At 61.6% G+C, this 24,290-nt stretch carries 27 protein-coding genes and 1 pseudogene; 10 read left to right on the top strand and 18 right to left on the bottom strand.

Annotated elements, in window-relative coordinates; all coding sequences use genetic code 11:
• Nucleotides 1–15: 15 nt before the first annotated feature.
• From purL to ACJJVH_RS07115, 3 genes are all read right to left on the bottom strand, one after another.
• Nucleotides 16–2,247 carry a phosphoribosylformylglycinamidine synthase subunit PurL gene (gene purL, locus ACJJVH_RS07125; RefSeq protein ID WP_112797529.1) on the bottom strand — a complete coding sequence of 744 codons (2,232 nt, stop codon included), beginning with the start codon at nt 2,245–2,247 and terminating at the stop codon, nt 16–18.
• A 172-nt stretch (nt 2,248–2,419) separates the two neighbouring features.
• Nucleotides 2,420–3,034: an acyloxyacyl hydrolase gene (locus tag ACJJVH_RS07120; RefSeq protein WP_113356813.1), complete on the bottom strand. Its 615-nt coding sequence runs from the start codon at nt 3,032–3,034 to the stop codon at nt 2,420–2,422.
• 119 nt (nt 3,035–3,153) lie between these two features.
• A complete protein-coding gene (locus ACJJVH_RS07115; RefSeq protein ID WP_112797525.1) occupies nt 3,154–4,572 on the bottom strand; it encodes a PLP-dependent aminotransferase family protein in 1,419 nt (472 codons plus the stop codon).
• A 103-nt stretch (nt 4,573–4,675) separates the two neighbouring features.
• Here ACJJVH_RS07115 and ACJJVH_RS07110 point away from each other — a divergent pair, with 103 nt between their 5' ends.
• On the top strand, nt 4,676–4,921 hold the full coding sequence (locus tag ACJJVH_RS07110; RefSeq protein WP_113371220.1) for a DUF1127 domain-containing protein: 246 nt from the start codon (nt 4,676–4,678) through the stop codon (nt 4,919–4,921).
• Nucleotides 4,922–4,965: 44 nt separating this feature from the next.
• Here ACJJVH_RS07110 and ACJJVH_RS07105 read toward each other — a convergent pair whose 3' ends face one another.
• From ACJJVH_RS07105 to ACJJVH_RS07080, 6 genes are all read right to left on the bottom strand, one after another.
• Complete coding sequence (locus ACJJVH_RS07105; protein ID WP_412065144.1) at nt 4,966–5,499, bottom strand: AAA family ATPase; 534 nt, start codon at nt 5,497–5,499, stop codon at nt 4,966–4,968.
• 183 nt (nt 5,500–5,682) lie between these two features.
• On the bottom strand, nt 5,683–6,090 hold the full coding sequence (locus tag ACJJVH_RS07100) for a hypothetical protein (RefSeq protein WP_112797519.1): 408 nt from the start codon (nt 6,088–6,090) through the stop codon (nt 5,683–5,685).
• Between the two features lie 121 nt (nt 6,091–6,211).
• The gene (gene purQ, locus ACJJVH_RS07095) at nt 6,212–6,883 is read right to left on the bottom strand and encodes a phosphoribosylformylglycinamidine synthase subunit PurQ (protein ID WP_412064989.1); all 672 of its coding nucleotides are present in this window, start codon (nt 6,881–6,883) and stop codon (nt 6,212–6,214) included.
• Between the two features lie 103 nt (nt 6,884–6,986).
• Nucleotides 6,987–7,229 carry a phosphoribosylformylglycinamidine synthase subunit PurS gene (gene purS / locus ACJJVH_RS07090; protein WP_037202350.1) on the bottom strand — a complete coding sequence of 81 codons (243 nt, stop codon included), beginning with the start codon at nt 7,227–7,229 and terminating at the stop codon, nt 6,987–6,989.
• Nucleotides 7,230–7,246: 17 nt separating this feature from the next.
• Nucleotides 7,247–8,011 carry a phosphoribosylaminoimidazolesuccinocarboxamide synthase gene (purC, locus tag ACJJVH_RS07085; protein ID WP_015340039.1) on the bottom strand — a complete coding sequence of 255 codons (765 nt, stop codon included), beginning with the start codon at nt 8,009–8,011 and terminating at the stop codon, nt 7,247–7,249.
• A gap of 266 nt (nt 8,012–8,277) precedes the next feature.
• Complete coding sequence (locus ACJJVH_RS07080; RefSeq protein ID WP_112798123.1) at nt 8,278–8,832, bottom strand: RBBP9/YdeN family alpha/beta hydrolase; 555 nt, start codon at nt 8,830–8,832, stop codon at nt 8,278–8,280.
• Between the two features lie 169 nt (nt 8,833–9,001).
• Here ACJJVH_RS07080 and ACJJVH_RS07075 point away from each other — a divergent pair, with 169 nt between their 5' ends.
• Together ACJJVH_RS07075 and ACJJVH_RS07070 are read left to right on the top strand one after the other, a co-directional pair.
• The gene (locus ACJJVH_RS07075; RefSeq protein WP_113385632.1) at nt 9,002–9,802 is read left to right on the top strand and encodes a DUF2189 domain-containing protein; all 801 of its coding nucleotides are present in this window, start codon (nt 9,002–9,004) and stop codon (nt 9,800–9,802) included.
• Between the two features lie 87 nt (nt 9,803–9,889).
• Nucleotides 9,890–10,405, top strand: coding sequence for a low affinity iron permease family protein (locus ACJJVH_RS07070; RefSeq protein WP_112798104.1), 516 nt, complete (start codon nt 9,890–9,892; stop codon nt 10,403–10,405).
• On the opposite strand, the gene purB is transcribed toward ACJJVH_RS07070, so the two are convergent.
• The 4 genes from purB to ACJJVH_RS07050 all read right to left on the bottom strand — a co-directional run bounded on the left by purB (nt 10,386) and on the right by ACJJVH_RS07050 (nt 14,145).
• The gene (gene purB / locus ACJJVH_RS07065; protein ID WP_412064988.1) at nt 10,386–11,687 is read right to left on the bottom strand and encodes an adenylosuccinate lyase; all 1,302 of its coding nucleotides are present in this window, start codon (nt 11,685–11,687) and stop codon (nt 10,386–10,388) included. The genes ACJJVH_RS07070 and purB overlap by 20 nt on opposite strands.
• 102 nt (nt 11,688–11,789) lie before the next feature.
• Nucleotides 11,790–12,203: a hypothetical protein gene (locus ACJJVH_RS07060; RefSeq protein ID WP_412065143.1), complete on the bottom strand. Its 414-nt coding sequence runs from the start codon at nt 12,201–12,203 to the stop codon at nt 11,790–11,792.
• 94 nt (nt 12,204–12,297) lie between these two features.
• Nucleotides 12,298–12,984 (bottom strand): ribulose-phosphate 3-epimerase, encoded by a 687-nt coding sequence (rpe, locus tag ACJJVH_RS07055; protein ID WP_113394082.1) that lies wholly within the window; start codon nt 12,982–12,984, stop codon nt 12,298–12,300.
• A gap of 78 nt (nt 12,985–13,062) precedes the next feature.
• The gene (locus tag ACJJVH_RS07050; protein ID WP_412064987.1) at nt 13,063–14,145 is read right to left on the bottom strand and encodes an ABC transporter substrate-binding protein; all 1,083 of its coding nucleotides are present in this window, start codon (nt 14,143–14,145) and stop codon (nt 13,063–13,065) included.
• 167 nt (nt 14,146–14,312) lie between these two features.
• On the opposite strand from ACJJVH_RS07050, the gene ACJJVH_RS07045 reads away from it, so the two are divergent.
• From ACJJVH_RS07045 to ACJJVH_RS07015, 7 genes are read left to right on the top strand one after another with little or no spacing between them, the layout of a single operon-like run.
• Nucleotides 14,313–14,807 (top strand): flavin reductase, encoded by a 495-nt coding sequence (locus tag ACJJVH_RS07045; protein ID WP_412065142.1) that lies wholly within the window; start codon nt 14,313–14,315, stop codon nt 14,805–14,807.
• A 19-nt stretch (nt 14,808–14,826) separates the two neighbouring features.
• On the top strand, nt 14,827–15,756 hold the full coding sequence (locus ACJJVH_RS07040) for an AAA family ATPase (RefSeq protein ID WP_113385637.1): 930 nt from the start codon (nt 14,827–14,829) through the stop codon (nt 15,754–15,756).
• Nucleotides 15,757–15,759: 3 nt separating this feature from the next.
• Nucleotides 15,760–17,007 (top strand): vWA domain-containing protein, encoded by a 1,248-nt coding sequence (locus ACJJVH_RS07035; RefSeq protein ID WP_412064986.1) that lies wholly within the window; start codon nt 15,760–15,762, stop codon nt 17,005–17,007.
• 7 nt (nt 17,008–17,014) lie between these two features.
• A complete protein-coding gene (locus ACJJVH_RS07030) occupies nt 17,015–17,344 on the top strand; it encodes an XdhC family protein (RefSeq protein ID WP_113356905.1) in 330 nt (109 codons plus the stop codon).
• On the top strand, nt 17,344–18,051 hold the full coding sequence (locus tag ACJJVH_RS07025) for an XdhC family protein (protein ID WP_412064985.1): 708 nt from the start codon (nt 17,344–17,346) through the stop codon (nt 18,049–18,051). The genes ACJJVH_RS07030 and ACJJVH_RS07025 overlap by 1 nt, the downstream gene beginning before the upstream one ends.
• Nucleotides 18,048–19,682, top strand: coding sequence for an NTP transferase domain-containing protein (locus ACJJVH_RS07020; protein ID WP_412064984.1), 1,635 nt, complete (start codon nt 18,048–18,050; stop codon nt 19,680–19,682). The genes ACJJVH_RS07025 and ACJJVH_RS07020 overlap by 4 nt, the downstream gene beginning before the upstream one ends.
• A gap of 4 nt (nt 19,683–19,686) precedes the next feature.
• On the top strand, nt 19,687–20,007 hold the full coding sequence (locus ACJJVH_RS07015; protein ID WP_113356824.1) for a TfoX/Sxy family protein: 321 nt from the start codon (nt 19,687–19,689) through the stop codon (nt 20,005–20,007).
• 29 nt (nt 20,008–20,036) lie between these two features.
• Here ACJJVH_RS07015 and ACJJVH_RS07010 read toward each other — a convergent pair whose 3' ends face one another.
• The 5 genes and pseudogenes from ACJJVH_RS07010 to ACJJVH_RS06990 all read right to left on the bottom strand — a co-directional run.
• Nucleotides 20,037–20,669, bottom strand: coding sequence for a DapH/DapD/GlmU-related protein (locus ACJJVH_RS07010; protein ID WP_412064983.1), 633 nt, complete (start codon nt 20,667–20,669; stop codon nt 20,037–20,039).
• 154 nt (nt 20,670–20,823) lie between these two features.
• A complete protein-coding gene (locus tag ACJJVH_RS07005) occupies nt 20,824–21,246 on the bottom strand; it encodes an NUDIX domain-containing protein (protein ID WP_412064982.1) in 423 nt (140 codons plus the stop codon).
• 65 nt (nt 21,247–21,311) lie between these two features.
• On the bottom strand, nt 21,312–22,826 hold the full coding sequence (locus ACJJVH_RS07000; RefSeq protein ID WP_113356826.1) for a DEAD/DEAH box helicase: 1,515 nt from the start codon (nt 22,824–22,826) through the stop codon (nt 21,312–21,314).
• 197 nt (nt 22,827–23,023) lie between these two features.
• Entirely contained in the window at nt 23,024–23,515 is a 492-nt protein-coding gene (locus tag ACJJVH_RS06995) for a M23 family metallopeptidase (protein WP_412065141.1), read from the bottom strand.
• A gap of 143 nt (nt 23,516–23,658) precedes the next feature.
• Nucleotides 23,659–24,253 (bottom strand): annotated as a pseudogene (locus ACJJVH_RS06990) (M23 family peptidase); the annotation flags it as partial.
• Nucleotides 24,254–24,290 lie beyond the last annotated feature (37 nt).

Genomic DNA, 24,290 nt, shown 5'->3' with positions numbered 1-24,290 from the left:
GTGGTGTACCTCGATCTATTCAGCGGCAGCGAGCGCGCTGCCGTCCATGAAGGCAGGAAACCACGATTCATGCGCCTCGCGCAACTGTTCAACCGGAAGCGTTAACAGGCCATCGATGGCCAAGACATCGCCGCCGACCGTTCCGAGCCGGCGGAACGGCACGCCGGCGCTTTCCGCGTTGATGCAAACGAAATCCGCGACATCGGCCGGAACGGCGATGACGTAACGGGCCTGATCTTCGCCGAAGAGCGCCGCATGGGGCAAGGTCCTGCACTCTTCGAGTGTGATGCGCAGCCCCTTGTTCGAAGCGATCGCCATTTCCGCCAGCGCCAGCGCCAGGCCGCCGGACGAAATGTCATGGCAGGCCGTGACCTGGCCGTTGCGAATGGCCGAGCGGACGAAATCGCCGTTGCGGCGTTCGGCGAAGAGATCGACCTCCGGAGCCGGGCCATCGATCGAGCCGAGGATGTCGCGGAGATAGATCGAGGAGCCGAGATGACTGCCGTCGAGGCCGATCATCAGCACATGGTCGCCTTCGGAGGCGGAGCCGATACGCGCCATCGTCTTCCAGTCCGGCAGAAGACCTACGCCGGCGATGGTGGGGGTCGGCAGGATCGCGACGCCATTGGTTTCGTTATAGAGCGAGACGTTGCCCGACACGATCGGGAAATCCAGTGCGCGGCAGGCTTCGCCGATGCCTTTGATGGCGCCGACGAACTGGCCCATGATTTCAGGCTTTTCAGGATTGCCGAAGTTCAGGTTGTCGGTCGCAGCCAGAGGTTCGGCGCCCGTTGCGGTGATGTTGCGCCAGCATTCCGCCACGGCCTGCTTGCCGCCTTCGAACGGATCGGCCTCGACATAGCGCGGGGTAACGTCGGACGAGAAGGCCAGCGCCTTGGTCGGATGACCCTCGACGCGAACCACGCCGGCATCGCCGCCGGGAAGCTGCAACGAATTGCCCTGGATCAGGGTGTCGTACTGTTCGTAAACCCAGCGGCGGCTGGACTGGTTGGCGGAGCCGACGAGCGTCAGCAGCGCCTGACCGTAATCCTCCGGGGCTGCCACCAGATCGGCGGGCAGCGCGGCGCGCTTGTCCGATTCCCGCCACGGACGGTCATATTCCGGAGCCTGATCGCCGAGATCCTTGATCGGCAGGTTGGCGACTTCCTCACCCTGATGGAGGACGCGGAAGCGCAGATCGTCCGTCGTCTTGCCGACGATGGCGAAATCCAGGCCCCATTTGACGAAGATCGCCTTGGCGACGGCTTCCTTTTCCGGCTGCAGCACCATGAGCATGCGCTCCTGGCTTTCCGACAGCATCATTTCGTAAGCGGTCATCCGCTCTTCGCGCACCGGCACCTTGTCGAGATCCAGCTCGATACCGAGATCGCCCTTGGCGCCCATTTCGACGGCGGAGCAGGTGAGGCCGGCGGCACCCATATCCTGGATGGCGATGACGGCACCCGTCTGCATCAACTCCAGGCAGGCTTCCAGCAGGCATTTTTCGGTGAAGGGGTCGCCGACCTGAACCGTCGGGCGCTTCTCCTCGATCGATTCATCGAACTCGGCGGAGGCCATGGTTGCGCCGCCGACACCGTCGCGACCGGTCTTTGCGCCGAGGTAGACGACCGGCAGGCCCACGCCCTTGGCTTCCGACAGGAAGATGGCGTTGGACTTGGCAAGGCCGGCCGCAAAGGCGTTGACCAGAATATTGCCATTATAGCGCGCGTCGAACTCCACTTCGCCGCCGACCGTCGGAACGCCGAAGGAATTGCCGTAGCCGCCAACGCCGGCGACGACGCCGGAGACGAGGTGACGGGTCTTCGGATGGTCCGGCTCGCCGAAACGCAGCGCGTTCATGGCGGCGACCGGTCGAGCACCCATGGTGAAGACGTCGCGCAGGATGCCGCCGACGCCGGTTGCGGCGCCCTGATAGGGCTCGATATAGGAGGGATGGTTGTGGCTCTCCATCTTGAAGACGACACAGTCGCCGTCATCGATGTCGACGACGCCGGCGTTCTCACCGGGACCCTGGATAACGCGCGATCCCTTGGTCGGCAGGGTGCGAAGCCACTTCTTGGAGGATTTGTACGAGCAATGTTCGTTCCACATGGCCGAGAAGATGCCGAGCTCGGTAAAGGTGGGCTCGCGGCCGATCAGATCCAGAATGCGCTGATATTCATCCGGCTTCAGGCCATGGGCGGCAATCAGGTCAGGGGTGATCTGGATCGAATTGGAAATGGTCATGGGCGCTCGAGTGTCCTTGCCTGTAAAGGGTTTGAAGGCCGGTCAGGGATCGGGGTCTCTTTAGCGCAAGTCTCCCTGTCGTGCGACAGGAAAATCACCGGCGTTCACAAGACGCCGGTCGTCAGCATGGGCGAATTGCGGGGTGCAGCCATCTTCGGCCGCGCCGCGATCGTCAGAATTTGTAACCGACCATGAGGCCGGCGCGCGTCATGCCGCCATTCGGGCCGTCGCAAAGATTGGCGTGCGACGAATGCGCGATCTGCGCCATCACGTTCCAATGATTGTCGAAATTGTAGCCGAGGCCGGCATATTCATGGAACAGGAGGCGACAGCCGAGCATCGGGCCGTGTTCCGTCCAGTCGTCGAGATTGCCGCTGTGAACCGTTCCGCCGAAGCCGACTTCGGTGAAGATGCCGTTGCTGTGCGTCAGTGTCCATGAAAGGCCGCCATAGACCTGCGTCGCGGAGCCCGCCGTGCCGATGGATGTTCCCAGATGAATGCGCGGATGCGTCAGCTGATCTTTCCAGTCTGCGGTCGGATTATAGCCGAACGGATTGAAAAGCACCTGCACGTCCGGAAATACGCCATTCTCATGATCGTATCCGCTCTGAATGGAGCCGCTCGCTCCAAAACGCAATTCATCGAAGATCTTGACGTCGGAGGCCACGGCAACCTTGTCCGCGGCCGTTGCAACGGATTGCCCTGCGACGAATATGAAACCGACTGCCAGAAAACTCGTAACGAAATGCTTGCTTAAACGACCTGCAAAAATGCTACCGGTAGCCATGCACTCCCCCTGGTATGGCGGGCGAATCTTATCCTATTGATAGAATGGCAGGCTGCCAGAAGTCGAGAAGGCCCGCCAGGAATTTCGGGGGGTAATTGTCGATAAATCGCGGGGATTGCTTAAATGTGACTATCGTATCCCGACGAGCCATTTTCGAGCAGACGGCGCAGGGTCATGAAGCCGTTTGCGACATCCTCCCGACATGGTGGCGATGAAAAGGCCACGCGCACGCGATGGTAGACTTTCTCGATCCTCGCCGCCTTGAACTCGTCCTCATCATCGATCAGCACGCCTTCCGTGAGGGCGGCATTCTTGAACGTGCCCGATAGCCAGGGTTCCGGCAGCTTCAGCCACAGGAACGGCAAATGCGGGTGCGAGTTGAATTCGAATCCCGACAGCGCCTCCCGCGCCAGTTGTTCGCGGGCCTTGATCTCCTCGACCGATTTGCGGCGCAGTTCCAGCGCATGGCCGCCAAGCACGAGCCGGGCGCAGGTTTCCGCCAGAATGAAAGGGAGGCCGCCCGTCGTCATCTTGTGCGTGACCTTGATGCGCTGCGCGAAATGCGGCGGGCAGGCGACCCAGCCGCCACGTACGCCCGCCGTCACCGACTTCGAGAGGCTGCTGACGACGAACGTCCGCTCCGGCGCGATGGCGGCCATCAGCGGGTTCGGGTCGCCGGTCATGCCGCCATAGAGGTCGTCCTCGATCAGCCAGACGCTATGCCGGCGCGCGATGGCGGCGATGGCCCGGCGTCTCGCCTCCGGCATCGTCACCAACGTCGGATTATGCGCCGTCGGCATCAGGAAGGCGAGGCGCGGATGCTGCTGCTGGCACAGGCGCTCGAAATCCTCCGGAATCATGCCGTATTCGTCGGAATCCACCAGGATCGAGCGGCGGCCGAGCAGGCGCGCCGCACGGCTGATCTGCGTATAAGTGAGGTTCTCGAAGACGATCTTGTCGCCGGGCGAGGTAACGGCCGAGATGACCGCGATCGCGGCGGCATGGGCGCCGAGCGTCGGCACGATCGTATCGATCGCCGGCTGCCAGCCGTTGCGGGCTAGCCAGATCTGCCCGGCCTGGAACCAGCTTGCCGGAAAATTGCGGGAATAGGAGGAGATTTCCGTCTGGTGCTCGCTGGCAATGTCAGCGAAGAGCCTGCCGATGATTTCGCCCTGGCCGATGTCGGGGGCGGCCGTCGTGTCGAAACGGATCTTGGCGTCCGGCGTATTCAGGCCGCGCGTGCCGGCAAGCGCCTGGGTGATCGGATCGACGAGTTCGATCTGCTTGCCGTTCGAACGTTCCAGGACGTAGGTGCCGCGGCCGACTTCCCCGGCCACGAGGCCGCGCTCGTGCACGAGTGCATAGGCCCTGCTCACAGTGCCGATGGTGACGCCGATGTCATAGGCAAGATTGCGCTGCGGCGGCAGCTTCGCTCCCGGCGGCAGAACGCCGTGCGTGATCGCGTTCTCGATGCTGTCGGCAACACGGATGTAGACCGGGCCGGTTCCGCTTGAAATGTCTGGGAGCCAATTTGTCATAATGACAATTTACTAGATTGTCCCCATCATGCTGTCAATACTATGAGGCAATTGTGTCGTTTGGCTCGATGCATCCCGATCACTTGACTATGCGAGCTTGAAAATGAGTACAATTGATACAATGTGTCCGACCGTAGACGAAAAAGCTGTTTCGACCGGCATGGGACGCACGGCGGCACGGCCAGGGCCGCATGCGATACGCAGGGTGTTGGCATTCTATCTGCGCTGGCGGGAAAAACGCGAGAGCCGCCGGGTTCTGCGGGACCTGACGGACGATCAACTGCTCGACATCGGCCTGACCCGTCGCGAAGCCATGACGGAATCCCGAAAGTCGTTCTTCTGGAATTGATGCGAAAGCGCGATACGGCAGCAGCCGGCTTCGACGCGGCCGAGTTATTCGATGCCGAGGATTGAACAGACGGCGTCCGCACGCTGCTCGACGCCGACCTTCGGCAGGATGTGAATCTCATAGCCGAGCCTCGGATAGACGGCGCATAACCGCTCATATTCAGCGACCGCCGCCGAAAAATCATGTCTCCGCTCATGATCGGCGGCATAGATTTCAGGCCATGGCGGCGTCAGGAAGACATGCCTGTTGTAGCGATGCAATCGGCCGAATGAAGCCAAGGCGGGTTCACCCGTCAGATGTTCGAGTGCCGAAGCGGCATCGATCAATCCCCTGTCGAAGAAAACGGTATCCGGAACGGACGCCGCTTCTTCGCGATCGGCAAGCGACATGGCGATGGCGCGGCGCGCAAAGGCCGCTGCGTCGACCCATGGCAGGGCCGCACCGTCGCCTGCCAATTCTTCGGTGACGATGCGCCGGCCCGGCTCCGCGACGACGTGATGGCCGCGGCGCTTGAGCGCCTCCAGCAAGGTGGATTTGCCGCCGCCGGAGCAGCCCGAAAGAATGACGAACCTGTCCATGACGATGATCTCTGCAATCGAGGGCGTGTCATAGGCCGGGTAGTGGCCTGCCGCCAAGGCGGAAGACCTCGGGCCGCCGGCCTGGAGCGGTTCAGCTCTTCATGAAATGGCGGAGCCGCTCTATCTCTTTGGTTTGACGCAATTCCGGATGGAAAATCGCTGTGCGCTCTTCCCGGGTTTGCTTTAGCTGCAGCTCTTCGAACCCGCCGCCCAGCGATTGACATCACCCGTGATGCGCCCGCCGGTGGCGCCGTTCATCATCGGGCCGAAGGCTTGCAATTGTGCGGGATTGCCTTCCGCTTGCACAACGAGCGACGGGCGGCCGGTCGGGTGCTTCTTGTCGACCAAGAGGATGCGCGGACGACCGGTGAAGGAGTTGAGCTCCGGAGAGAGCTGGTAACTGGCGAAGGCCGGGTCCGACGATTTGAACCAGCAGGCGCTGGCGCTGAGCATGATGCGCTCCATCGTCGACAGGGCGCTGTGATCGGTCGCCGTGATGCTCGGAGGGCGCGGGCCGCACGATGTCACCAGCAGCCCAAGCATCGCGACGGCAGCGGCGGAGTAAAATCCTGTCAGAAGGCGAGGGCGCATCGATCTCTTTCCAGTGAGGCGGTTAGAACTGTTCGGCCGAAGGTTGGCGGATTTCCCCCGGTACGCTGCTGTTTTACGCAAAGACGACGATTTTATGGTTCTGCTACTGGAGCGGCGATTATCAGGCTGCGACCACGCCGAGTGCAGAGGCGAACAGGCCCCGGCCATCGCTGCCGCCATGGGCCGCCTCGATGAGATTTTCCGGATGCGGCATCATGCCGAGCACGTTGCCCTTGGCGTTCATCACGCCGGCGATGTCGTTCACCGAGCCGTTCGGGTTCGTGCCTTCGGCGTAGCGGAAGACGACCTGGCCATTGCCTTCGATTGCCGTCAGCGTCTCGGCGTCGACGAAATAATTGCCGTCGTGGTGCGCGACCGGGCTGCGGATAACCTGGCCATTGGCGTAGGCAGCCGTGAAATCGGTGTCGGCATTGACGACTTCCAGCTTCACTTCGCGGCAAACGAACTTCAGCGAGGCATTGCGCATCAGCGCGCCGGGCAGCATGCCCGCTTCCAGCAGGATCTGGAAGCCGTTGCAGACGCCCAGCACCTTGACGCCCTTGTCTGCCTTGTCCCTGATTGCCTGCATGATCGGCATGCGGGCGGCAATCGCGCCGCAGCGCAGGTAATCGCCGTAGGAGAAGCCGCCGGGAATGACGATCAGGTCGACATCCGGAATCTCGGTCTCGGTCTGCCAGACGGTTACAGGCGCATGGCCGGAAATCTTGGTCAGCGCCGCGATCATGTCGCGATCGCGATTGAGGCCGGGGAGTTGGACGACTGCTGATTTCATGATTCTGGTCCCGCAAGAGGCTAGGGGTAATCGCCGGAATGTATTTCGTGAGCCATACCCCATTGCCTCAGGTAACGGAAGAATGGCGCGCGAAGGAGGACAATCAGTCGATCGAAATGCTGAAGTTCTCGATCACCGTATTGGCGAGAAGCTTTTCGCACATGGCTTTGAGGTCCGCTTCGGCCTTGCTCTTGTCGGTGCCTTCCAGCTCGAGATCGAAGACCTTGCCCTGGCGGACCTGATGGACGCCATCAAAGCCGAGCGCGCCGAGCGCGCCTTCGATTGCCTTGCCCTGCGGATCGAGAACGCCGTTCTTCAGCGTGACGGTTACACGAGCCTTGATCACGATTGTCCTTTCTGACCTTACTTGACGAGAACCGGGCCGGTGCCGCGCACGGGTTCGTTTTCGTTGATGATGCCGAGGCGGCGCGCCACTTCGGAATAGGCTTCCAGCAGTCCGCCCATGTCCCGGCGGAAGCGGTCCTTGTCCATCTTCTCGTGGGTTTCGATATCCCAGAGGCGGCAGGAGTCCGGCGAGATCTCGTCTGCGAGGATGATGCGCATCATGTCGCCTTCGAACAGTCGGCCGCATTCGATCTTGAAATCGACGAGCTGGATGCCGACGCCGAGGAAAAGACCGGTCATGAAATCGTTGACGCGGATGGCAAGCGCCATGATGTCGTCAAGTTCGGCCGGGTTCGCCCAGCCGAAGGCAGTGATGTGCTCTTCGGAGACCATCGGGTCTTCGAGCGCGTCGGACTTGTAGTAGAACTCGATGATCGAGCGCGGCAGCACCACGCCTTCCTCGATGCCGAGGCGCTTGGCGAGCGAGCCGGCGGCGACATTGCGCACGACGATCTCGAGCGGAATCATTTCCACTTCCTTGATCAGCTGCTCGCGCATGTTGAGGCGGCGGATGAAATGCGTGGGGATGCCGATCTTGTTCAGATGGCTGAAGATATATTCGCAGATGCGATTGTTCAGAACACCCTTGCCATCGATGACTTCGTGCTTCTTCTTGTTGAAGGCGGTAGCGTCGTCCTTGAAGAACTGGATCAGCGTGCCCGGCTCAGGCCCTTCGTAAAGGATCTTGGCCTTGCCCTCGTAAATACGGCGGCGACGGTTCATTGGTATTGTTCTCTGTCTTTGGCGCTCTCGGGATAGCGCAAGTGGATTACATGATGTGGGCGTCCCATAACGGATAAGAAGCGAATTCACAATCCGCCTGCGCCTCCTTCCTCGGAATTCCGGCCCTGGCGGGGCGCCAGGGCAAGAATCGGGATATTGTCATGACCTGTTCTACAGGCTTTTGTCTGACGATGGAATGAAGGTGCCGGATACTTCACAGGCTAGTGAGGCAAGGCAGTCGTTATCCATCGCCGCTGCCGACGCAGTTACGGCTTCAACTGGCTCAGGAACTTCGCGAAGACCATGGTGCCCTCGGGCCAGGGGCCGTGACCGGATTCGGCATTGATGTGCCCGGCTTCGCCGGCATCGATCAGCAACGAGCCCCAGCTGTTGGCAATATCGTCCGCGTGCTCATAGCTGCCGAAGGGGTCGTTGCGGCTGGCGATGGTGACGGACGGAAACGGCAGGGGATCGCGCGGGTAGGGGCCGAAGGTCATCAGATGCTTCGGCCGGATCTCGGGATTGGCGACATCCGGCGGCGCCACGAAGAAGGCGCCCGCCACCTTGTTGCGGAAATGCGGGATGGCATGGATCACCGAAGGCACGCCGAGCGAATGCGCGACGAGCACCACAGGCTTGTCCGAGGCGTTTACCTCTTCCGCGATGCGGGCGACCCAATCATCGCGCACGGGCTTCGACCATTCCGCCTGCTCCACGCGCCGCGCGGTCGAGAGCTTCTGCTCCCAGCGCGTCTGCCAGTGGTCGGGGCCGGAATTCGTGTAGCCGGGAATGATGAGAATATTTGCGTCGGAGGCTTTCATGATCGCGTCGATGTGGAAAAGGTGAGCCCAACTGTCAAGGGAAAAAGGCGACAAATGCGGCAAAATTTGCTAATATGGCCATTGCCGGTAGCGAATGACGATGTCGGCGCCCAATTTGCCGCCATCATCGCGACCCCTGCCGAGCAACACGGTTGAGGAGGAGAGCATTATGACGGCCTTTCACGTCATGGCGGGAGCGGACCATACTTTTAGCCGCCCGGCCATCCGCAAGATCGGTATTGCCGATCTCGTCGATGCCCTGAAGCTGGGGCTTGCTGATTTCAGCGAAAAGCCATCGCATTACGTGTTCCTGTGTCTGATGTATCCGATAGCGGGCATTGCGCTCGCGATCTGGAGCACGGACCAGAATCTGTTGCCGCTGCTGTTTCCATTGATGTCCGGCTTCGCCTTGCTGGGACCCATGGCCGCGATCGGTCTCTACGAGATCAGCCGGCGGCGGGAGAAGGGGTTGGATACGTCGTGGAGCCACGCCTTCGACGTGCGGCATTCGCCGGCATTGCCGTCGATCATCGTGGCCGGTCTCATGCTGTTCGGCCTGTTCATCGTCTGGCTGTTCGTGGCGCAGAATATCTACTTCATCTATTTCGGCGATGGCGTGCCGCCGACGCTCTCATCCTTCGTCTCAAGTATCCTGACGACGCCGGAAGGCATGGCCATGATGCTCTGGGGCGATCTGATCGGATTCGTCTTCGCGCTGGTGGTTCTGGCGACGACAGTCGTCACTTTTCCGCTGCTGCTGGATCGGGACGTCGGGGTCGTCGCGGCGATCGACGCCAGCATACGGGCGACGCTGACCAATCCGGTTCCGGTTGCAGTCTGGGGCCTGATCGTGGCGGCACTTCTCGTCGTCGGCACCATCCCGATCTTTGCGGGCCTGGCGGTCGTCATGCCGGTCCTCGGCCACGCGTCCTGGCATCTCTACCGCAAGCTGGTTGTCGCCGAAGGGTAAAAGCGATCGCTTTGGGCGGCGAGACGCTGTCGTTGGAACCGCAGCCCGGTTTGTCACGTTGATCCGCATCATCAGGAGATGCGGATCATGACCCGGCTTACGCATATTTTTACCCGCTTTGCAGTTGTGGTGTCGGAATGGACGGGCAAGCCGGCCATTTTCGTCCTGGCGCTATGTTCCGTCATCCTGTGGGGCGTCACCGGCCCGGTCTTCAACTATTCCGATACATGGCAGCTGGTCATCAATACCAGCACGACGATCGTCACCTTCCTGATGGTTTTTCTTCTCCAGAACGCGCAGACGCGCGACACGCGTGCCATCCAGGCGAAGCTCAACGAACTGATCCTGACGAGTGCTGCCGAAAATCGCTTCGTCGGGATCGAGAACCTCGACGAGGAGGATCTGAAGCATCTGGACAGGCTCGTGGGAAAGGCGGCAAAGCGCCAGCTGGAGCAGCACGAAGACGAAGATGACGGCAGTATCGGGCAAGATCGCGTGATCGTCGCGAAATCCGCCAGCAAAGGAAAAAGGCGGCGCGTCAATGGCGCCGCCTCAGCCAAAGGGCAATCGAAAGCGGGAGCTTCTAGCCGAAAACCCGCTTGAAGATCGTATCGACATGCTTGGTGTGATAGCCGAGATCGAATTTCTCGCGGATATCTTCCTCGGAAAGGGCGGCGCGCACTTCCTGGTCGGCAAGCAGTTCGTCAAGGAAATCCTTGCCCTGCTCCCAGACCTTCATGGCATTGCGCTGCACGAGACGATAGGCGTCTTCGCGGGAAACGCCGGCCTGGGTCAGTGCCAGCAGTACGCGTTGCGAATGAACAAGTCCGCGAAACTTGTTCAGATTCTTCATCATGTTTTCCGGGTAGACGAGAAGCTTGTCGACCACGCTGGTCAGGCGTGCCAGCGCGAAATCGAGCGTCACGGTCGCGTCAGGGCCAATCATGCGCTCGACCGACGAGTGCGAGATATCGCGCTCATGCCAGAGAGCGACATTTTCCATGGCCGGGATCGAATAGGAGCGGACCATGCGGGCAAGGCCCGTCAGGTTTTCCGTCAACACCGGATTGCGCTTGTGCGGCATGGCGGAGGAGCCCTTCTGGCCCGGTGAGAAATATTCTTCCGCTTCCAGAACTTCGGTGCGTTGCAGGTGGCGGATTTCGGTGGCGAGGCGCTCGATCGAGGAGGCGACGACGCCGAGGGTGGCGAAGAACATCGCATGGCGGTCGCGCGGGATGACCTGCGTGGAGACCGGCTCCGGCTTCAGGCCGAGGGCGGCGGCGACATGCTCCTCGACGCGCGGATCGATATTGGCGAAGGTGCCGACAGCGCCGGAAATGGCACAGGTGGCGACTTCCTCGCGGGCTGCGATCAGGCGCTGCTTGCAACGCTCGAATTCGGCATAGGCGAGCGCCAGCTTGACGCCGAAGGTGGTGGGTTCGGCGTGGATGCCATGCGAACGGCCGATGGTGACGGTGTCCTTGTGCTCGAAAGCGCGGCGCTTCAGCGCTTCCAGAAGCTTGTCGATATCGGCCAGCAGCAGGTCGCTTGCGCGCACGAGCTGCATGTTGAAGCAGGTGTCGAGCACGTCGGAGGAGGTCATGCCCTGATGAACGAACCGCGCATCCGGACCGACGATTTCGGCGAGATGCGTGAGGAATGCGATGACGTCATGCTTGGTGACGGCTTCGATTTCGTCGATGCGGGCGACGTCGAACGTGGCTTTGCCGCCCTTTTCCCAGATGGTGTCGGCCGCCGATTTCGGGATGACGCCGAGGGCTGCCAGCGCATCGCAGGCATGGGCCTCGATCTCGAACCAGATACGAAACTTGGTTTCGGGCGACCAGATGGCGACCATTTCCGGTCGGGAGTAGCGCGGGATCATGGGCTCAAAGCTTTCTTGGCTAACGGGAAGGGAAAACTTGGCGCCCCCATAACAAAGACGGGCGGCAATCACAATGTTTGTCGGACCAATCTTTACTGCGCCTCAATGCCGATGGCGTGCAAGATAGGCGGAAACGGCGATCAGGCACAACAGGCCGAAGGGGAGAAACAGGGTGACGCCGAGGACGGCGAACTGGTAGACGGCGCTGGCGCCGGTGAACAGGAACTGGAATGTCCACACGAGCGAGCCGAATGGCGCATGCCATCGCGAATAGAACCAGCGATAGTCCATGGCGAAGAGGAATGCCGTCATGGCGGTCGTGCCGATGGAGAGTACCAGAAAGAATGCGGCGAAACGCGCGCTGGCCGGCCTTTTGCGGATGAGGCGGCGCGTAAGCGGGATGAGGATGGGCCAGGAGAGCGCGCCGCCGAAAAAATAGACGAGGGCAAGGGCGGTGAGATGGCTGGTCAGCAGGCCGTTACGGAGATAGAGCGCTGCGATTGCCGAGGCGGCCATGGCCGCGCCCCAGCACACCGCACCGCCGAACGTCTCGAGGCAATGCGACGCGACGGTCCGTGTCCGGCCCGCCGCGGCGATGGCATCGGTCGGATTAGTTTGATCCAACGCGGCCTCGTTCGGCGGCGGCCCTGAGATCGCTGATCGTCTGCCGATAGGCATCCACCGATTCACCCTTGAAGATTGCCGAACCTGCCACGAGGACGTTGGCGCCGGCCGCGATGATGACGGGAGCCGTATCGACCGAGACGCCGCCGTCGACTTCCAGCTCGATCGGGCGATCACCGATCAGGGATCTGGCGCTGCGGATCTTGTCGGCCATGGCGGGAATGAACTTCTGGCCGCCGAAGCCCGGATTGACGGACATGATCAGGATCAGGTCGATATCGTCGAGCACGTTTTCCAGGATGGACAGCGGCGTTGCCGGATTAAGGGTGACGCCGACCTTCTTGCCGAGATGACGGATCGTCTGCAGCGAGCGATGCAGATGCACACCTGCCTCGGCATGGACCGTGATGCGGTCGCAGCCGGCCTTGGCGAAGGCTTCCAGATAGGGATCGGCGGGCGAGATCATCAGATGGCAGTCGAAGGTTGCTGTCGTATAGGGGCGCAGCGCCTTGATGACGTCGGGGCCGAAGGAAATATTCGGCACGAAATGCCCGTCCATGACGTCCAGATGGATCCAGTCGGCTCCGGCTTCGGTCACATCCTTCACCTCCTGCCCGAGCTTGGCGAAATCGGCTGCGAGAATGGAAGGGGCGATACGGATCGGCAAGGTCATGTGTAGCTGAGCTCCATCTGATTTTCGGTCTGGATTAGCACCGCTGTTGCGGGCAAACAACCGCCTGAACGGGACGCCTCAGTTCGACGGCGTTGCCGGCGGGACGAAAGCGTTGCCGCGCCATTCGAGCAGGCGATAAGGGTTTTCGGTCAATTCATGGTTCTGCCCGAAGGAAATCGGGCCGATCGCCGTCTGGAACGGCGTGCCGGTGAGCTTGTCGGCAATAGGGTTGTTGCCGGCCTTTGCGGCTTCCGTGGCCTGGCCGGCGATCTGTGCGGCCGCCGCGGCCGGCAGGATATAGCCGTCCGGCTCGGTGCCGCTGGCGTGCATGGCCTGCACGGTCTGTTGCGCCGCCGGCAGGCTCGCATAGTCGGGCAGGGCGATCGCCTGGACGCCGTCCTGCAAAGGCACAGGCGTATCGGCAGCGCGCATGGCGTCGCCTCCCATCAGCACCAGCGGGATTTTTTCGCTCGTGGCATCGCGCGCGATCACGGCGACATCGCTGCGGTCGCCGCCAACGAAGACGCGTGTCACCCCGGCTTTCTTCAGCCGGCGAACGAGGGCGATCTGTTGATCCTGGCCGGGGCGGTAAGTATCGGTGAAGACCGGCTTCAACCCCTTTTCCTCAAGCGCATTGCGAATCGCGCCGACCAGCTCGCGGCCGTGTATCGTGCCGTCGTCGATCAGCGCCATCGGCTCCGCCGCCCAGTTTTTCAGGATCGTGTCGATTGCCATGGTGGCCTCGGCACTATCGACCGGCGCCAGCCGAAACAGCGGCCAGCCGCTCTTCAAGGCATCTTCCATGAGGATACGAGAACGGACGGAAACGGTGATGACGGGGATGCCGGCATCCTTGAGGCGCGGCAGGGCGCCCTCCAGGGTTTCCGTGCAGAGAAAGCCGATTGCGACCTGTACCTTGGCTGCAACCAGTGCCTCGGCAGCGGCCCGGCCGCCGTCCTCGGTGCAGGGTTCGTCGACGACGGTCGCCGTATCCTTCTGCGCCTGGATCTCGAAATTGGCCCCGGCGGTGATTTCGGCGCCCAGCATTGCGAAGTTACCTTCCTGCGGTGCCACGACGCCGATGCGGATTCCTGCGGCGTAGCTGCTGCCGGCCGCCGAAAGCAGCGCAAACAGGAGCGGAAGGCGACGCAGAACGTTCATCGATCGATTATCCCGGACAATTTTTCTGCTCTATTTATCCGTCTGAAGAGGCTCGTCAAAGAAAAAGCAGCAAAATCGCTCTGTTTTCAATAATGCTATTGTAGAAAAGCTAACATCTGACCGTCATATTGAATGAGAAAAGGCATGACATGACAAAGGAGACGGTGGTGCTAGACAGGCAGCGTATGGATCCGGCGCTTTATCGCGATGCCATGAGCCGCTATGCGGGGCATGTGCAGCTGGTGACGACGGCGCTCGGAACGGAGCGGCGCGGCGTCACAATCACGGCCGCCTGCTCGGTGTCAGACAGTCCTGCGACGGTCCTGATCTGCCTCAACAACAGCAACGTCAAGAACGAGATTTTCTTCAAGAGCGGGATATTCGCCCTGAATACGCTCGGTGCGGATCACCAATCCCTGGCCGATGCCTTTTCCGGGAGGACGCAACTGACCGTCGAAGAACGCTTTGCCGCCGGCAAGTTCGAGACGCTGGCAACCGGGGCGCCCGTTCTCGCCGATGCGCTTGCCGCTTTCGATTGCCGCGTGATCGAGATCAAGCAGGCGACCACCCACAACATCATCTTCGGCGAGGTCATGGCCATACGCTACAGCGAGGCAAAGCCGGCATTGATCTATATGAACCGGGGCTATCACGCGCTATAACCCCTGCAGGGGAGTTATCATGGCGGATCAGACACTACCTTCATTGCCGAGTTCGATCGATGAGACGATGGCCTTGCTCGGCGCCCACGACTATCTGGCCGGCCGGGCGCTCGGCACGGTGCTGTTTCTCGCCCTGAAGATGAAGCGGCCGCTCTTTCTGGAGGGGGAGGCCGGTGTCGGCAAGACCGAGATTGCCAAGGTACTCGCCAGGGCGCTCGACCGGCCGCTGATCCGGCTGCAGTGCTACGAGGGACTGGATGTTTCCTCGGCCGTCTACGAATGGAACTATCCCGCGCAGATGCTGGAAATCCGGCTGGCGGAAGCATCGGGTCTCACCGACCGCGACCGTATCGAGGCGGATATCTTTTCCGAGCGCTATCTTATTCGTCGTCCGGTGCTGCAGGCGCTTTCGGGGGTCGGCGGGCGGGCGCCGGTGTTCCTGATCGACGAACTCGATCGCACAGACGAGGCTTTCGAAGCATTCCTTCTCGAGGTGCTTTCCGACTTTCAGGTGACGGTGCCGGAGCTCGGCACGATCCGCGCCGCCGAACCGCCGATCGTCATCATCACGACGAACCGCACGCGCGAGGTGCATGACGCCTTGAAACGGCGTTGTCTCTATCATTGGGTCGATTATCCCGGGGCCGAACAGGAGCTCGACATCATTCGCCGCAAGGTGCCCGGCTGCAACGAAGTTCTCTCGCGCCAGATCGTCGCCTATGTGCAGAAGCTGCGGCAGCTCGATCTCTTCAAGAATCCGGGCGTTGCCGAGACCATCGACTGGGCGACCGCCTTGACCGAGCTGGATCGGCTGGCGCTAGATCCGGAGACCGTGGCGGATACGCTGGGCACGCTCTTGAAATATCAGGACGATATTGCCCGCATTCAGGGGGCCGAGGGCAGGCGTGTGCTGGACGAGGTGAAATCCGAACTGCTTGCGGCAGGATAAGCCATGGAAACCGGCGCGCAAGATGACATCGTCATGGCGTCGTCACCGCCCGGTGATGGGCGCCTTGCCGATAACATCGTGCTGTTTGGCCGTGCGCTGCGCAAAGCGGGCCTGAAGATCGGACCCGGGGCGATCGCCGACGCCATAGAGGCGGTCGAGGCCATAGGGATCGGTTCCCGCGAGGAATTTCATGCCGCCCTCTGTTCCGTCTTCGTCAAGCGGCATGAAGATCTTGCGGTGTTCGACGAGGCGTTCCGGCTGTTCTGGCGCTCGCGCGATCTCGTGGCCAAGATGATCGCGATAATGTCGCCGGTCGCACCCGATCACAGGGAGAAAGAAAAGCCGAAACCGGGAGAGAGCCGGGCAAGCGATGCCTTGCTCAACGACCGCGGCGACCGGCGCCCCCAGCGGGAAACACCCGATATCGAGATCGACGCGCGATTTACCAGTTCCGGCAGCGAGGTATTGCGCCATCTGGATTTCGCGCAGATGTCGGCCGCGGAAATTGCCTGTGCCAGGAAAGAACTCGAAAAGCTGAAACTGCCGCTGGATCGCGTGCGCACGCGCCGTTTTGCCCCATCGCTGACGCCGGCCAAGGTCGATCCGCGCGCGACGATGCGCTCGGCGCTGCGAACGGGAGGAGCGCTGATCCTGCCGCGTTTTCGGCAGCCGAAGGAAATGCAGCCGCCGCTGGTGGTACTCGCCGATATTTCAGGCTCCATGAGCCAATATACGCGCATCTTCCTGCATTTTCTGCATGTGCTGACAGAGCGGCGCCGGCGGGTTCAAACGTTTCTGTTCGGAACGCGCCTGACCAACGTGACGCGGGCGATGCGTCACAAGGACCCCGATCAGGCACTGGACGAATGCGCGGCCGCGGTGCGCGACTGGTCCGGCGGAACACGGATCGGCGAGACGCTGAAGGAGTTCAATCTGATATGGGCGCGCCGGGTGCTGGGGCAGGGCGCCATCGTGCTGTTGATCACCGACGGGCTGGAGCGTGAAGGCGTGGAATTGCTCGCGCAAGAGATGGATCGCCTGCATCGCTCCTGCCGCCGGCTCATCTGGCTCAATCCGCTCCTGCGCTTCGACGGCTTCGAGGCGCGGGCACGCGGCGTAAAAGCGATGCTGCCACATGTTGACGAATTCCGTCCCGTTCACAATCTATTATCTCTGGCCGATCTCGTATCGGCCCTCACCGCCGGCCGCGCGGATGCCTATGATCCGCGACGGTTTCTCGGCAAGCAATGAGGCTCCGATGTCAGATATTTCCGAAAGCCTGGATCCGCTCATGATCGCGGAGGAATGGGTGTCGGCAGGGCGCGATGTGGCCATGGCGACCGTTGTCGATACCTGGGGTTCGGCTCCGCGCCCCGCCGGCAGCCATCTCGTCATCGACGGCGACGGCAATTTCCACGGTTCCGTTTCCGGTGGCTGCGTGGAGGGAGCTGTGATCACCGAGGCGCTCGACGTCATTGAAACGGGCAAGCCGCGCATGCTGGAGTTCGGCGTCGCCGACGAAACCGCCTGGCGGGTCGGCCTGTCCTGCGGCGGCCGGATCCGCGTCTACGTCGAAAGGCTCGTCTGATGGACCGTGCAATCCTGGCGCAGCTGAATGAGATGCGGCGCAGGCGGCAAGCGGCGATCCTTGTTTCCGATCTTTCCGGAGGGTCGGACCGGCTCATCATCGAAGGCGACCAGATCGAAGGCGATTTGGCCGAGGCCGTTTCGTCCGCATTTCGTTCCGGTCGATCCGCCGCGGTTGAGATCGGTGGGCAGCGCCTGTTTCTGAACGTGCATTTGCCGCCGCCGCGCATCGTCGTGATCGGTGCCGTGCATATCAGCCAGGTGCTGGCGCGCATGGCGGCCCTTGCAGGCTTCGACGTCACGATCATCGATCCTCGCACCGCTTTTGCGACGCCGGAGCGCTTCGACGGTATCGACCTTGTCGCCGATTGGCCCGTCGATGCACTGAAGGAGCGGCCGCTGGACAGCTATATGGCGCTGGTTGCCGTCACCCACGATCCGAAGATCGACGACGAGCCGATCGTGCAGGCGCTGAGAACGGGCTGTTTCTATGTCGGCGCGCTCGGAAGCCGCAAGACGCATGCCGGCCGTATGGAGCGCCTGAAACGGGCGGGTTTGACGGAGGCGGAGCTTGCCCGCATCCACGCGCCGATCGGGCTTCCCATCGGTGCCGCAAGTCCGGCCGAGATCGCGGTCGCCATCCTGGCGGAGATCGTCGGTTCTCTTCGCGGGCGGGACGTGTCTTCGTTCAAAGGCGGGACATTATGATCTTCGGCGAATTCTCGACAGCGGAAGCGGAGGGCGCCGTTCTCGCGCATTCCGTGCGGCTGTCCGACGGCGGCTTTTCCAAGGGCCATAAGCTTGGCCATGACGATCTGGACCGGCTGGCCGCGGCCGGGATCGAGCGTATCATTGCCGCACGCGTGGAGCCGGGCGATCTTTTGGAGGATGAGGCGGCCGAGCAGCTGGCGCATGCCGTCGCATCCGATCATCTCACTTTCTCCGACGCGGCAACGGGCCGGGTCAATGTGCACAGCGCCGTCGATGGCCTGTTTGTCGCCAATCGCGCCGCCGTCGATCGTGTCAACAATGTCGATCCGGCGATCACTCTGGCCTGTCTTGCCGATCATGTGCCGGTCCGCGCGGGCGACATGGTTGCGACCTTCAAGATCATTCCGCTTGCGGTCTCCGGAGCGAAAATCGCCGAAGGCGTGGAAATTCTACAGCGCGCGCCGGCTTTCGAGGTCAAGCCTTTCAAACCTCACAGTATTTCGCTGGTCGCCACGGAGCTGCCATCGCTGAAAGCAACCGTCATGGACAAGACGGCGCGAATACTGGCGCAGCGGCTGCAGCCCTCGGGCAGCGTTCTTCAGCGGGAAGAGCGCGTTGCACACAGGACAACCGCTGTTGCCGACGCGATCTGTCGCGCCATGGCAGCGCCGGATCGGCTGCCGAAGCTGGTGATCGTTTTCGGAGCTTCCGCTGTCATCGATGCCGGCGACGTCATTCCGGCAGCGATCCGGCTCGCCGGCGGCGAGGTCATTCATGTCGGCATGCCCGTCGATCCCGGCAATCTCCTTGTGATTGGCAGGGTCGGCGATGTTTATGTCGTGGGGGCGCCCGGATGCGCGCGCAGCCCGAAGGAAAACGGTTTCGACTGGGTTCTGGATCGTATATTAGCCGGCGAACGACCTACGCCGCAAGACATTACCGGCATGGGCGTCGGAGGGTTGCTCATGGAAATTCAATCGCGGCCGCGACCGCGCGACATCGCCACCAAACCGCCGTCGCGGATATCGGTCGCCGTCGTCTTGCTGGCGGCAGGAAAGGCTAGCCGCATGGGCGAGGGCGGTGCGCACAAGCTGCTGGCCGAATTCGGCGGCGTGCCGCTGGTTCGCCGTTCGGCACTGACCGCCGTTGCCAGCGGCGCATCCGATATCGTCGCAGTCACCGGACATCGGCACGACGAGATCGGGGATGCGTTGCGCGATCTGGCCATCGAGCGGGTATTCAATCCGGATTATGCTTCAGGGATGGCGAGTTCGCTGGTTACGGGCGTCGGCACCCAGGCGGCGCAAAGGGCTGATGGCGTTCTCGTCATGCTTGCCGATATGCCCGGCGTCACCAGCGGCGACCTCGAAGCCCTGATTGGCGCTTTCCGGCAGGCGAATGGGCAGGCGATCGTGCGGGCGGTTTCCGGCGGCAAACGCGGCAACCCGGTCATCCTGCCAAAATCGGTCCTGAATGCCGTGATGCGGCTCGAGGGCGATGTCGGCGCACGGCATATCATCGAAACATCGGGGCTTCCGGTTGTGGACATCGAGATCGGCGAGGCGGCTCATCTCGATGTCGATACGCCCGAGGCGGTTGTCGCCGCCGGCGGCGTCTTGAAGGGGTAAGGGGATGGACAATGTCGATATCGAGGAAATGTTTCAGTCGCTTGGACCGATCGCCATCAAGCGGATGTTCGGCGGCAAGGGGATCTATCATATGGGTCGGATCCTGGCGCTCGAAGTGGCTGACGAGATTCTTCTGAAGGCGGACGATGTCAGCGCTTCCGAGTTCGAAGCAGCCGGCGCGCGGCGCTGGGCCTATGAAGGCAAGAAGGGCAAGGCCATCAACATGCCCTACTGGTCTGTCCCCGACGATGCGTTCGATGATCCTGACGTTATGGCGCGCTGGGTAAGGCTTGCCTACGAGGCGGCGTTACGTTCGGATAAATGAAGCATGGCGAGCGAAGTGCCAAACATGTCTTAGGACCAGCGTTCGCAAAAAGCCTCGATGTCGCTTGATTGAAAATCCTCGAGCCGTTCCATGATGGTCTGGAACGGCCAATCCCACCAGGCGATAGAGCCAAGTTTCTGGGCGATGGCTCGCGTAAACCGCTCGCGAATGAATTTGGCGGGAACGCCGCCGACGACGGTGTATGGCTCGACGTTCCTGGTGACGACCGCCCCTGCCGCGAGAACGGCGCCGTCTCCAACGTTTACACCCGGCAGGACAATGACGCCGTGACCGATCCAGACGTCGTTGCCAATGATGGCGCGATCCTGCCTGCGCCGATCAAAAAAGGAAACGTCGCGCACAGCTTCCGCAGAGTAATATTCCGGGCAATAGGTGAAGCGGTGCATGGACGGGCGGTCCATGGGGTGATTGGGGGCGCCGATCCGCACTTGTGCTGCAATGGCGCAGAATTTTCCAATTATCGCGTCTCCGGCGATGCAGCGAGGGCCCATGTAGGAGTAATCCCCGAGTTCGACCGTGTGCAGAGATGTGTCCGCCAGGACTTCGCAGCATTTTCCTATATGCGAATCTCTTATGCTCGCCGTTTGATGGATCACGGTCTCCGCGATTTTGGGATGCCTGGGCTGTGCGGTCGAATTCATTTTATGGTCTCCGGATTTCGGCCTGCCTAACCGGAGACGATGAAGAACATGTGACGCACGGCTTCGGAACGAAGACGCGGGAGATTCGGTTGTCACGGAGCATGGATCGGGCGCGCAATCGGCGCGTCCGGAAGATCGGACTGCCTCTTGGAGCTTAGTGGAAGTCTTCCGCGCCCAGATGAGCGATGGTTGCCTTGGCGAAATCGGAAAGCTGAGACGGCAGATCGTCGCGGCCGAACCAGCCGAAATCGGAGAGTTTGTCCGGCTCCATCAGGCGCGGCTCGCCGGAAAAATCGCGGCAGACATAGATCAGCGAAATCCAGTGCTGGCGGTCGGCTGCGACAATGACCTCCTCGGTGCAGAGATAGTCGATGCGGCCGATCGAAAGGCCGCTTTCCTCTTCCGCCTCACGGATGGCAGCTTTGGCGGTAGGCTCCATATGGTCGACCTTGCCGCCGACGATGCTCCAACAGCCAGCTTCGGGCGCTTTCAGGCGTCGATAAAGCAAAATCTTCCCGTCCCGCAATATTGCGAGGCCGGTCCCCAATCCTGGGAAATCGATGCCGGGTTTGCCCATGCCGGGATTCCGCAATTTGCCGCGCCTTCCGGCGTAGGAATTCGGATGGCGGCAGACGAGCTTTATCAGGCCTTGGCGTTTGCCACGATGAGCATGAAAGCCGGGATGTCGTCGCCGAAACCAACCGGCGTCGGGCCGTCGTCCTGGTCGCGGTAGCGGTTGCGGCGCTCGCGATGATCGTCGTTGGCAGCGGGAAAGGGCCGGTGGCTGTTGCGAGAACCGTTATGGGATTTGTTGTTCTCAGACTTGCGCTCGTTCTTCACGCTTTCGGCCTTTGCTGGTGCTGCTTCGATCACTGCGACGCCATTATCCTCGACGTCGATATCAGATTTATGACTCGAGGCGCTGCGGCCTCCACGGCTGCGATCGCGGTCGCGGCCTTTGCCCTTGGGATCGCGGCGGCGCGAGGAACGATTGTCGTCCGCGCTCTCTTCCGCCGGCGGAAGCGCCGAAAGGTCGCCGTTCAGCCACTGGACGTCTTCGCCGATCAGCTTCTCGATCGCGTCGACATGTTTGGTGTCGCGCTTCGTGACGATGGTGAACGCAGCGCCGGAACGACCGGCGCGACCGGTGCGGCCGATGCGGTGAACGTAATCTTCCGAATGGATCGGAACATCGAAATTGAAGACGTGGCCGACATCGGGAAGATCGAGACCGCGTGCCGCGACATCGGAAGCGACGAGAAGCTGAATCTGGCCGTCACGGAAATTCTGCAACATGGTCGTGCGCGAGCGCTGGTCCATGTCACCGTGCAATGCGCCGACCGAGAAGCCGTGGCGCTCGAGCGAACGGAAGAGATCAGCCACATCCTTCTTGCGGTTGCAGAAGATGATCGCGTTCTTGAGATCCGTCTGGGCGCGGATGAGATCGCGCAATGTGGCGCGCTTCTCGTAATCCTTGCCGTGCGAGGCCACGAAACGCTGCGTCACGGTCTTGGCCGTGGATGCAGGCTTGGCCACTTCGACCCGCTCGGGGTTCTGCAGGAAGCGATCTGCCAGTTTCTGGATTTCAGCCGGCATCGTTGCCGAGAAGAACAGCGTCTGGCGCGTAAAGGGAATGAGCTTGGCGATACGCTCGATATCCGGGATGAAGCCCATATCGAGCATGCGGTCGGCCTCGTCGATGACGAAGATCTCGACGCCGCTCATCAGAAGCTTGCCGCGTTCGAAATGGTCCAGCAGGCGGCCGGGCGTGCAGATCAGCACATCGGCGCCACGCTCAAGCTTGCGATCCTGCTCTTCGAAGGAAACGCCGCCGATCAGCAGGGCAATGTTCAGGCGATGGTTCTTGCCGTATTTCTCGAAGTTTTCGGCGACCTGCGCCGCCAGTTCGCGCGTTGGCTCCAAAATCAGCGTGCGCGGCATGCGTGCGCGAGCGCGGCCCTTCTCGAGCAGCGTCAGCATCGGCAGCACGAAAGAGGCCGTCTTGCCGGTTCCGGTCTGGGCGATGCCGCAGATGTCGCGGCGCTGAAGCGCAAACGGGATGGCACCGGCCTGGATCGGAGTCGGTGTGGTGTAACCCGCGTCAGTTACCGCGGAAAGGACTTTTTGGCTCAGGCCAAGGTCAGCAAATGTTGTCAAAGGGAAAACTAATTCCGTCTTGGTTCGGTCGAACACCATGAGTCGACACGCAGGAGCATGCCGCAATGCTGCGCGACATAGAACCAAATACCCGGGAAGTCAAGGAAAGCAGGAGCCGCAACGGACCTGAAGTTCATTCATGACGCAATTTTTGGATTAGTGCCATCTTTGTTGCGCGTTTGTCACAATTCCGGCAGCTAAATTGCGCCCAGTCCGCTGACGTAACTTGCGAGTTTCGTGCCGGCGTTGATGAAATACATCGGGTCTACCGGGTGCCCGTTCTCGCGTACTTCATAGTGCAGATGCGTTCCGGTGGAGCGCCCGGTGCTGCCTGCAAGGCCGACCACGTCGCCCGCGCCGACCTTGTCGCCGATCTTGACGAGCACCTGTTCCATATGGCCGTAGCGCGTGGAGATGCCGTCGCCGTGGTCGATCTCCACCATATTGCCGTAGCCGCCGGTCCACCCGGCCACGGTGATCCTGCCGGGCGCGGTGGCTTTGACCTTTTCGCCCGGGCTGAAGTGGAAATCCGTCCCCGTGTGGAGCGCCAGCGTGCCGAAGAACGGGTCCTTGCGGTTGCCGAAGGGACTGGTGATGAGCTTGCCCGCCGCCGGATTGCGGAAAGGCAGGCTTTCCGCCGCGCCCCGCACCGTTTCCAGATGCGTCAATGCGGTATCGAGGTCAGCCATGGACTGCTCGAACTGATCGACGTTTTCCGGCGGCACATAGGGGCCGCCCACGCCCTCGTCCGCATCGCCGCCATTCGTCGCTGCGACCGCGCCCGGAACCTTGACCCCGACATTCTGCATGATCGCCTGGATTTCACCGGCTGTTTCGGAAGCGTCGGCCGTGAGGTTGCGGATTCGGGTCAGCTGATCCTGCTCTATATGCTTCAGCGACAGCGTCACCTTTGAAAAAACGCGGTCGGCGCGATCGGCGACCGTTTCCGGGGCCGGAACATAGGCGAGGGTGGAATTGTCGGGCGTGACGTCGGCCGGCTTGCCGCTGAGAAGAAGCTTCTCGATCGCCTTGGACGATGTCAGCTGGGCATGTTCGTTCTTCGGGGCGTCCGCATTCGCATCCGGATGCTGGCTCTTGTCCGTCAGGCCGGAGCTTTCCGCTCTGTCGAGCAAGGTGCCGAGTTTGCTGTTGCGGGAGGTCAGCTGTTGCTGCTGCTCGATCAGCTTGTCGACCTTTTCCTCCACCACCTGCTGATCGAGAAGCTGGCGGGACGTGACGCGGTCGACCTGGGCGCGCAGGGCGGCGATACGATCTTCATAGTCATATTGCATGCGCGCCTGCCGGGCCATGGTCGCACCGATCAGGTCGTCCCGCAATACGAGGTAGGACGTCGCCAAAAGATAGCCGATCGAAAAGATCCCGACCAGGCAGACGGCAACCGCTGCCATCCACGGACGCACGGTCATGTGGCGGACCGTATCGCCGCTCGCGAGGATGATGGTG

Origin of the sequence: Rhizobium sp. SYY.PMSO (genome assembly GCF_046840415.1) — a bacterium.
GTDB lineage: Bacteria > Pseudomonadota > Alphaproteobacteria > Rhizobiales > Rhizobiaceae > Rhizobium.
The sequence above is the reverse complement of the archived record's forward strand: the minus strand, read 5'-3'. Positions and strand labels throughout refer to the sequence as shown.

Coding starts and splice junctions, on each gene's coding strand:
- purL (WP_112797529.1), bottom strand. CDS start 2,247: ATGACCATTTCCAATTCGATCCAGATCACCCCTGACCTGATTGCCGCC.
- ACJJVH_RS07120 (WP_113356813.1), bottom strand. CDS start 3,034: ATGGCTACCGGTAGCATTTTTGCAGGTCGTTTAAGCAAGCATTTCGTT.
- ACJJVH_RS07115 (WP_112797525.1), bottom strand. CDS start 4,572: ATGACAAATTGGCTCCCAGACATTTCAAGCGGAACCGGCCCGGTCTAC.
- ACJJVH_RS07110 (WP_113371220.1), top strand. CDS start 4,676: ATGAGTACAATTGATACAATGTGTCCGACCGTAGACGAAAAAGCTGTT.
- ACJJVH_RS07105 (WP_412065144.1), bottom strand. CDS start 5,499: ATGGACAGGTTCGTCATTCTTTCGGGCTGCTCCGGCGGCGGCAAATCC.
- ACJJVH_RS07100 (WP_112797519.1), bottom strand. CDS start 6,090: ATGCGCCCTCGCCTTCTGACAGGATTTTACTCCGCCGCTGCCGTCGCG.
- purQ (WP_412064989.1), bottom strand. CDS start 6,883: ATGAAATCAGCAGTCGTCCAACTCCCCGGCCTCAATCGCGATCGCGAC.
- purC (WP_015340039.1), bottom strand. CDS start 8,011: ATGAACCGTCGCCGCCGTATTTACGAGGGCAAGGCCAAGATCCTTTAC.
- ACJJVH_RS07080 (WP_112798123.1), bottom strand. CDS start 8,832: ATGAAAGCCTCCGACGCAAATATTCTCATCATTCCCGGCTACACGAAT.
- ACJJVH_RS07075 (WP_113385632.1), top strand. CDS start 9,002: ATGACGGCCTTTCACGTCATGGCGGGAGCGGACCATACTTTTAGCCGC.
- ACJJVH_RS07070 (WP_112798104.1), top strand. CDS start 9,890: ATGACCCGGCTTACGCATATTTTTACCCGCTTTGCAGTTGTGGTGTCG.
- purB (WP_412064988.1), bottom strand. CDS start 11,687: ATGATCCCGCGCTACTCCCGACCGGAAATGGTCGCCATCTGGTCGCCC.
- ACJJVH_RS07060 (WP_412065143.1), bottom strand. CDS start 12,203: ATGGCCGCCTCGGCAATCGCAGCGCTCTATCTCCGTAACGGCCTGCTG.
- rpe (WP_113394082.1), bottom strand. CDS start 12,984: ATGACCTTGCCGATCCGTATCGCCCCTTCCATTCTCGCAGCCGATTTC.
- ACJJVH_RS07050 (WP_412064987.1), bottom strand. CDS start 14,145: ATGAACGTTCTGCGTCGCCTTCCGCTCCTGTTTGCGCTGCTTTCGGCG.
- ACJJVH_RS07040 (WP_113385637.1), top strand. CDS start 14,827: ATGGCGGATCAGACACTACCTTCATTGCCGAGTTCGATCGATGAGACG.
- ACJJVH_RS07035 (WP_412064986.1), top strand. CDS start 15,760: ATGGAAACCGGCGCGCAAGATGACATCGTCATGGCGTCGTCACCGCCC.
- ACJJVH_RS07030 (WP_113356905.1), top strand. CDS start 17,015: ATGTCAGATATTTCCGAAAGCCTGGATCCGCTCATGATCGCGGAGGAA.
- ACJJVH_RS07025 (WP_412064985.1), top strand. CDS start 17,344: ATGGACCGTGCAATCCTGGCGCAGCTGAATGAGATGCGGCGCAGGCGG.
- ACJJVH_RS07020 (WP_412064984.1), top strand. CDS start 18,048: ATGATCTTCGGCGAATTCTCGACAGCGGAAGCGGAGGGCGCCGTTCTC.
- ACJJVH_RS07015 (WP_113356824.1), top strand. CDS start 19,687: ATGGACAATGTCGATATCGAGGAAATGTTTCAGTCGCTTGGACCGATC.
- ACJJVH_RS07010 (WP_412064983.1), bottom strand. CDS start 20,669: ATGAATTCGACCGCACAGCCCAGGCATCCCAAAATCGCGGAGACCGTG.
- ACJJVH_RS07005 (WP_412064982.1), bottom strand. CDS start 21,246: ATGGGCAAACCCGGCATCGATTTCCCAGGATTGGGGACCGGCCTCGCA.
- ACJJVH_RS06995 (WP_412065141.1), bottom strand. CDS start 23,515: ATGGCTGACCTCGATACCGCATTGACGCATCTGGAAACGGTGCGGGGC.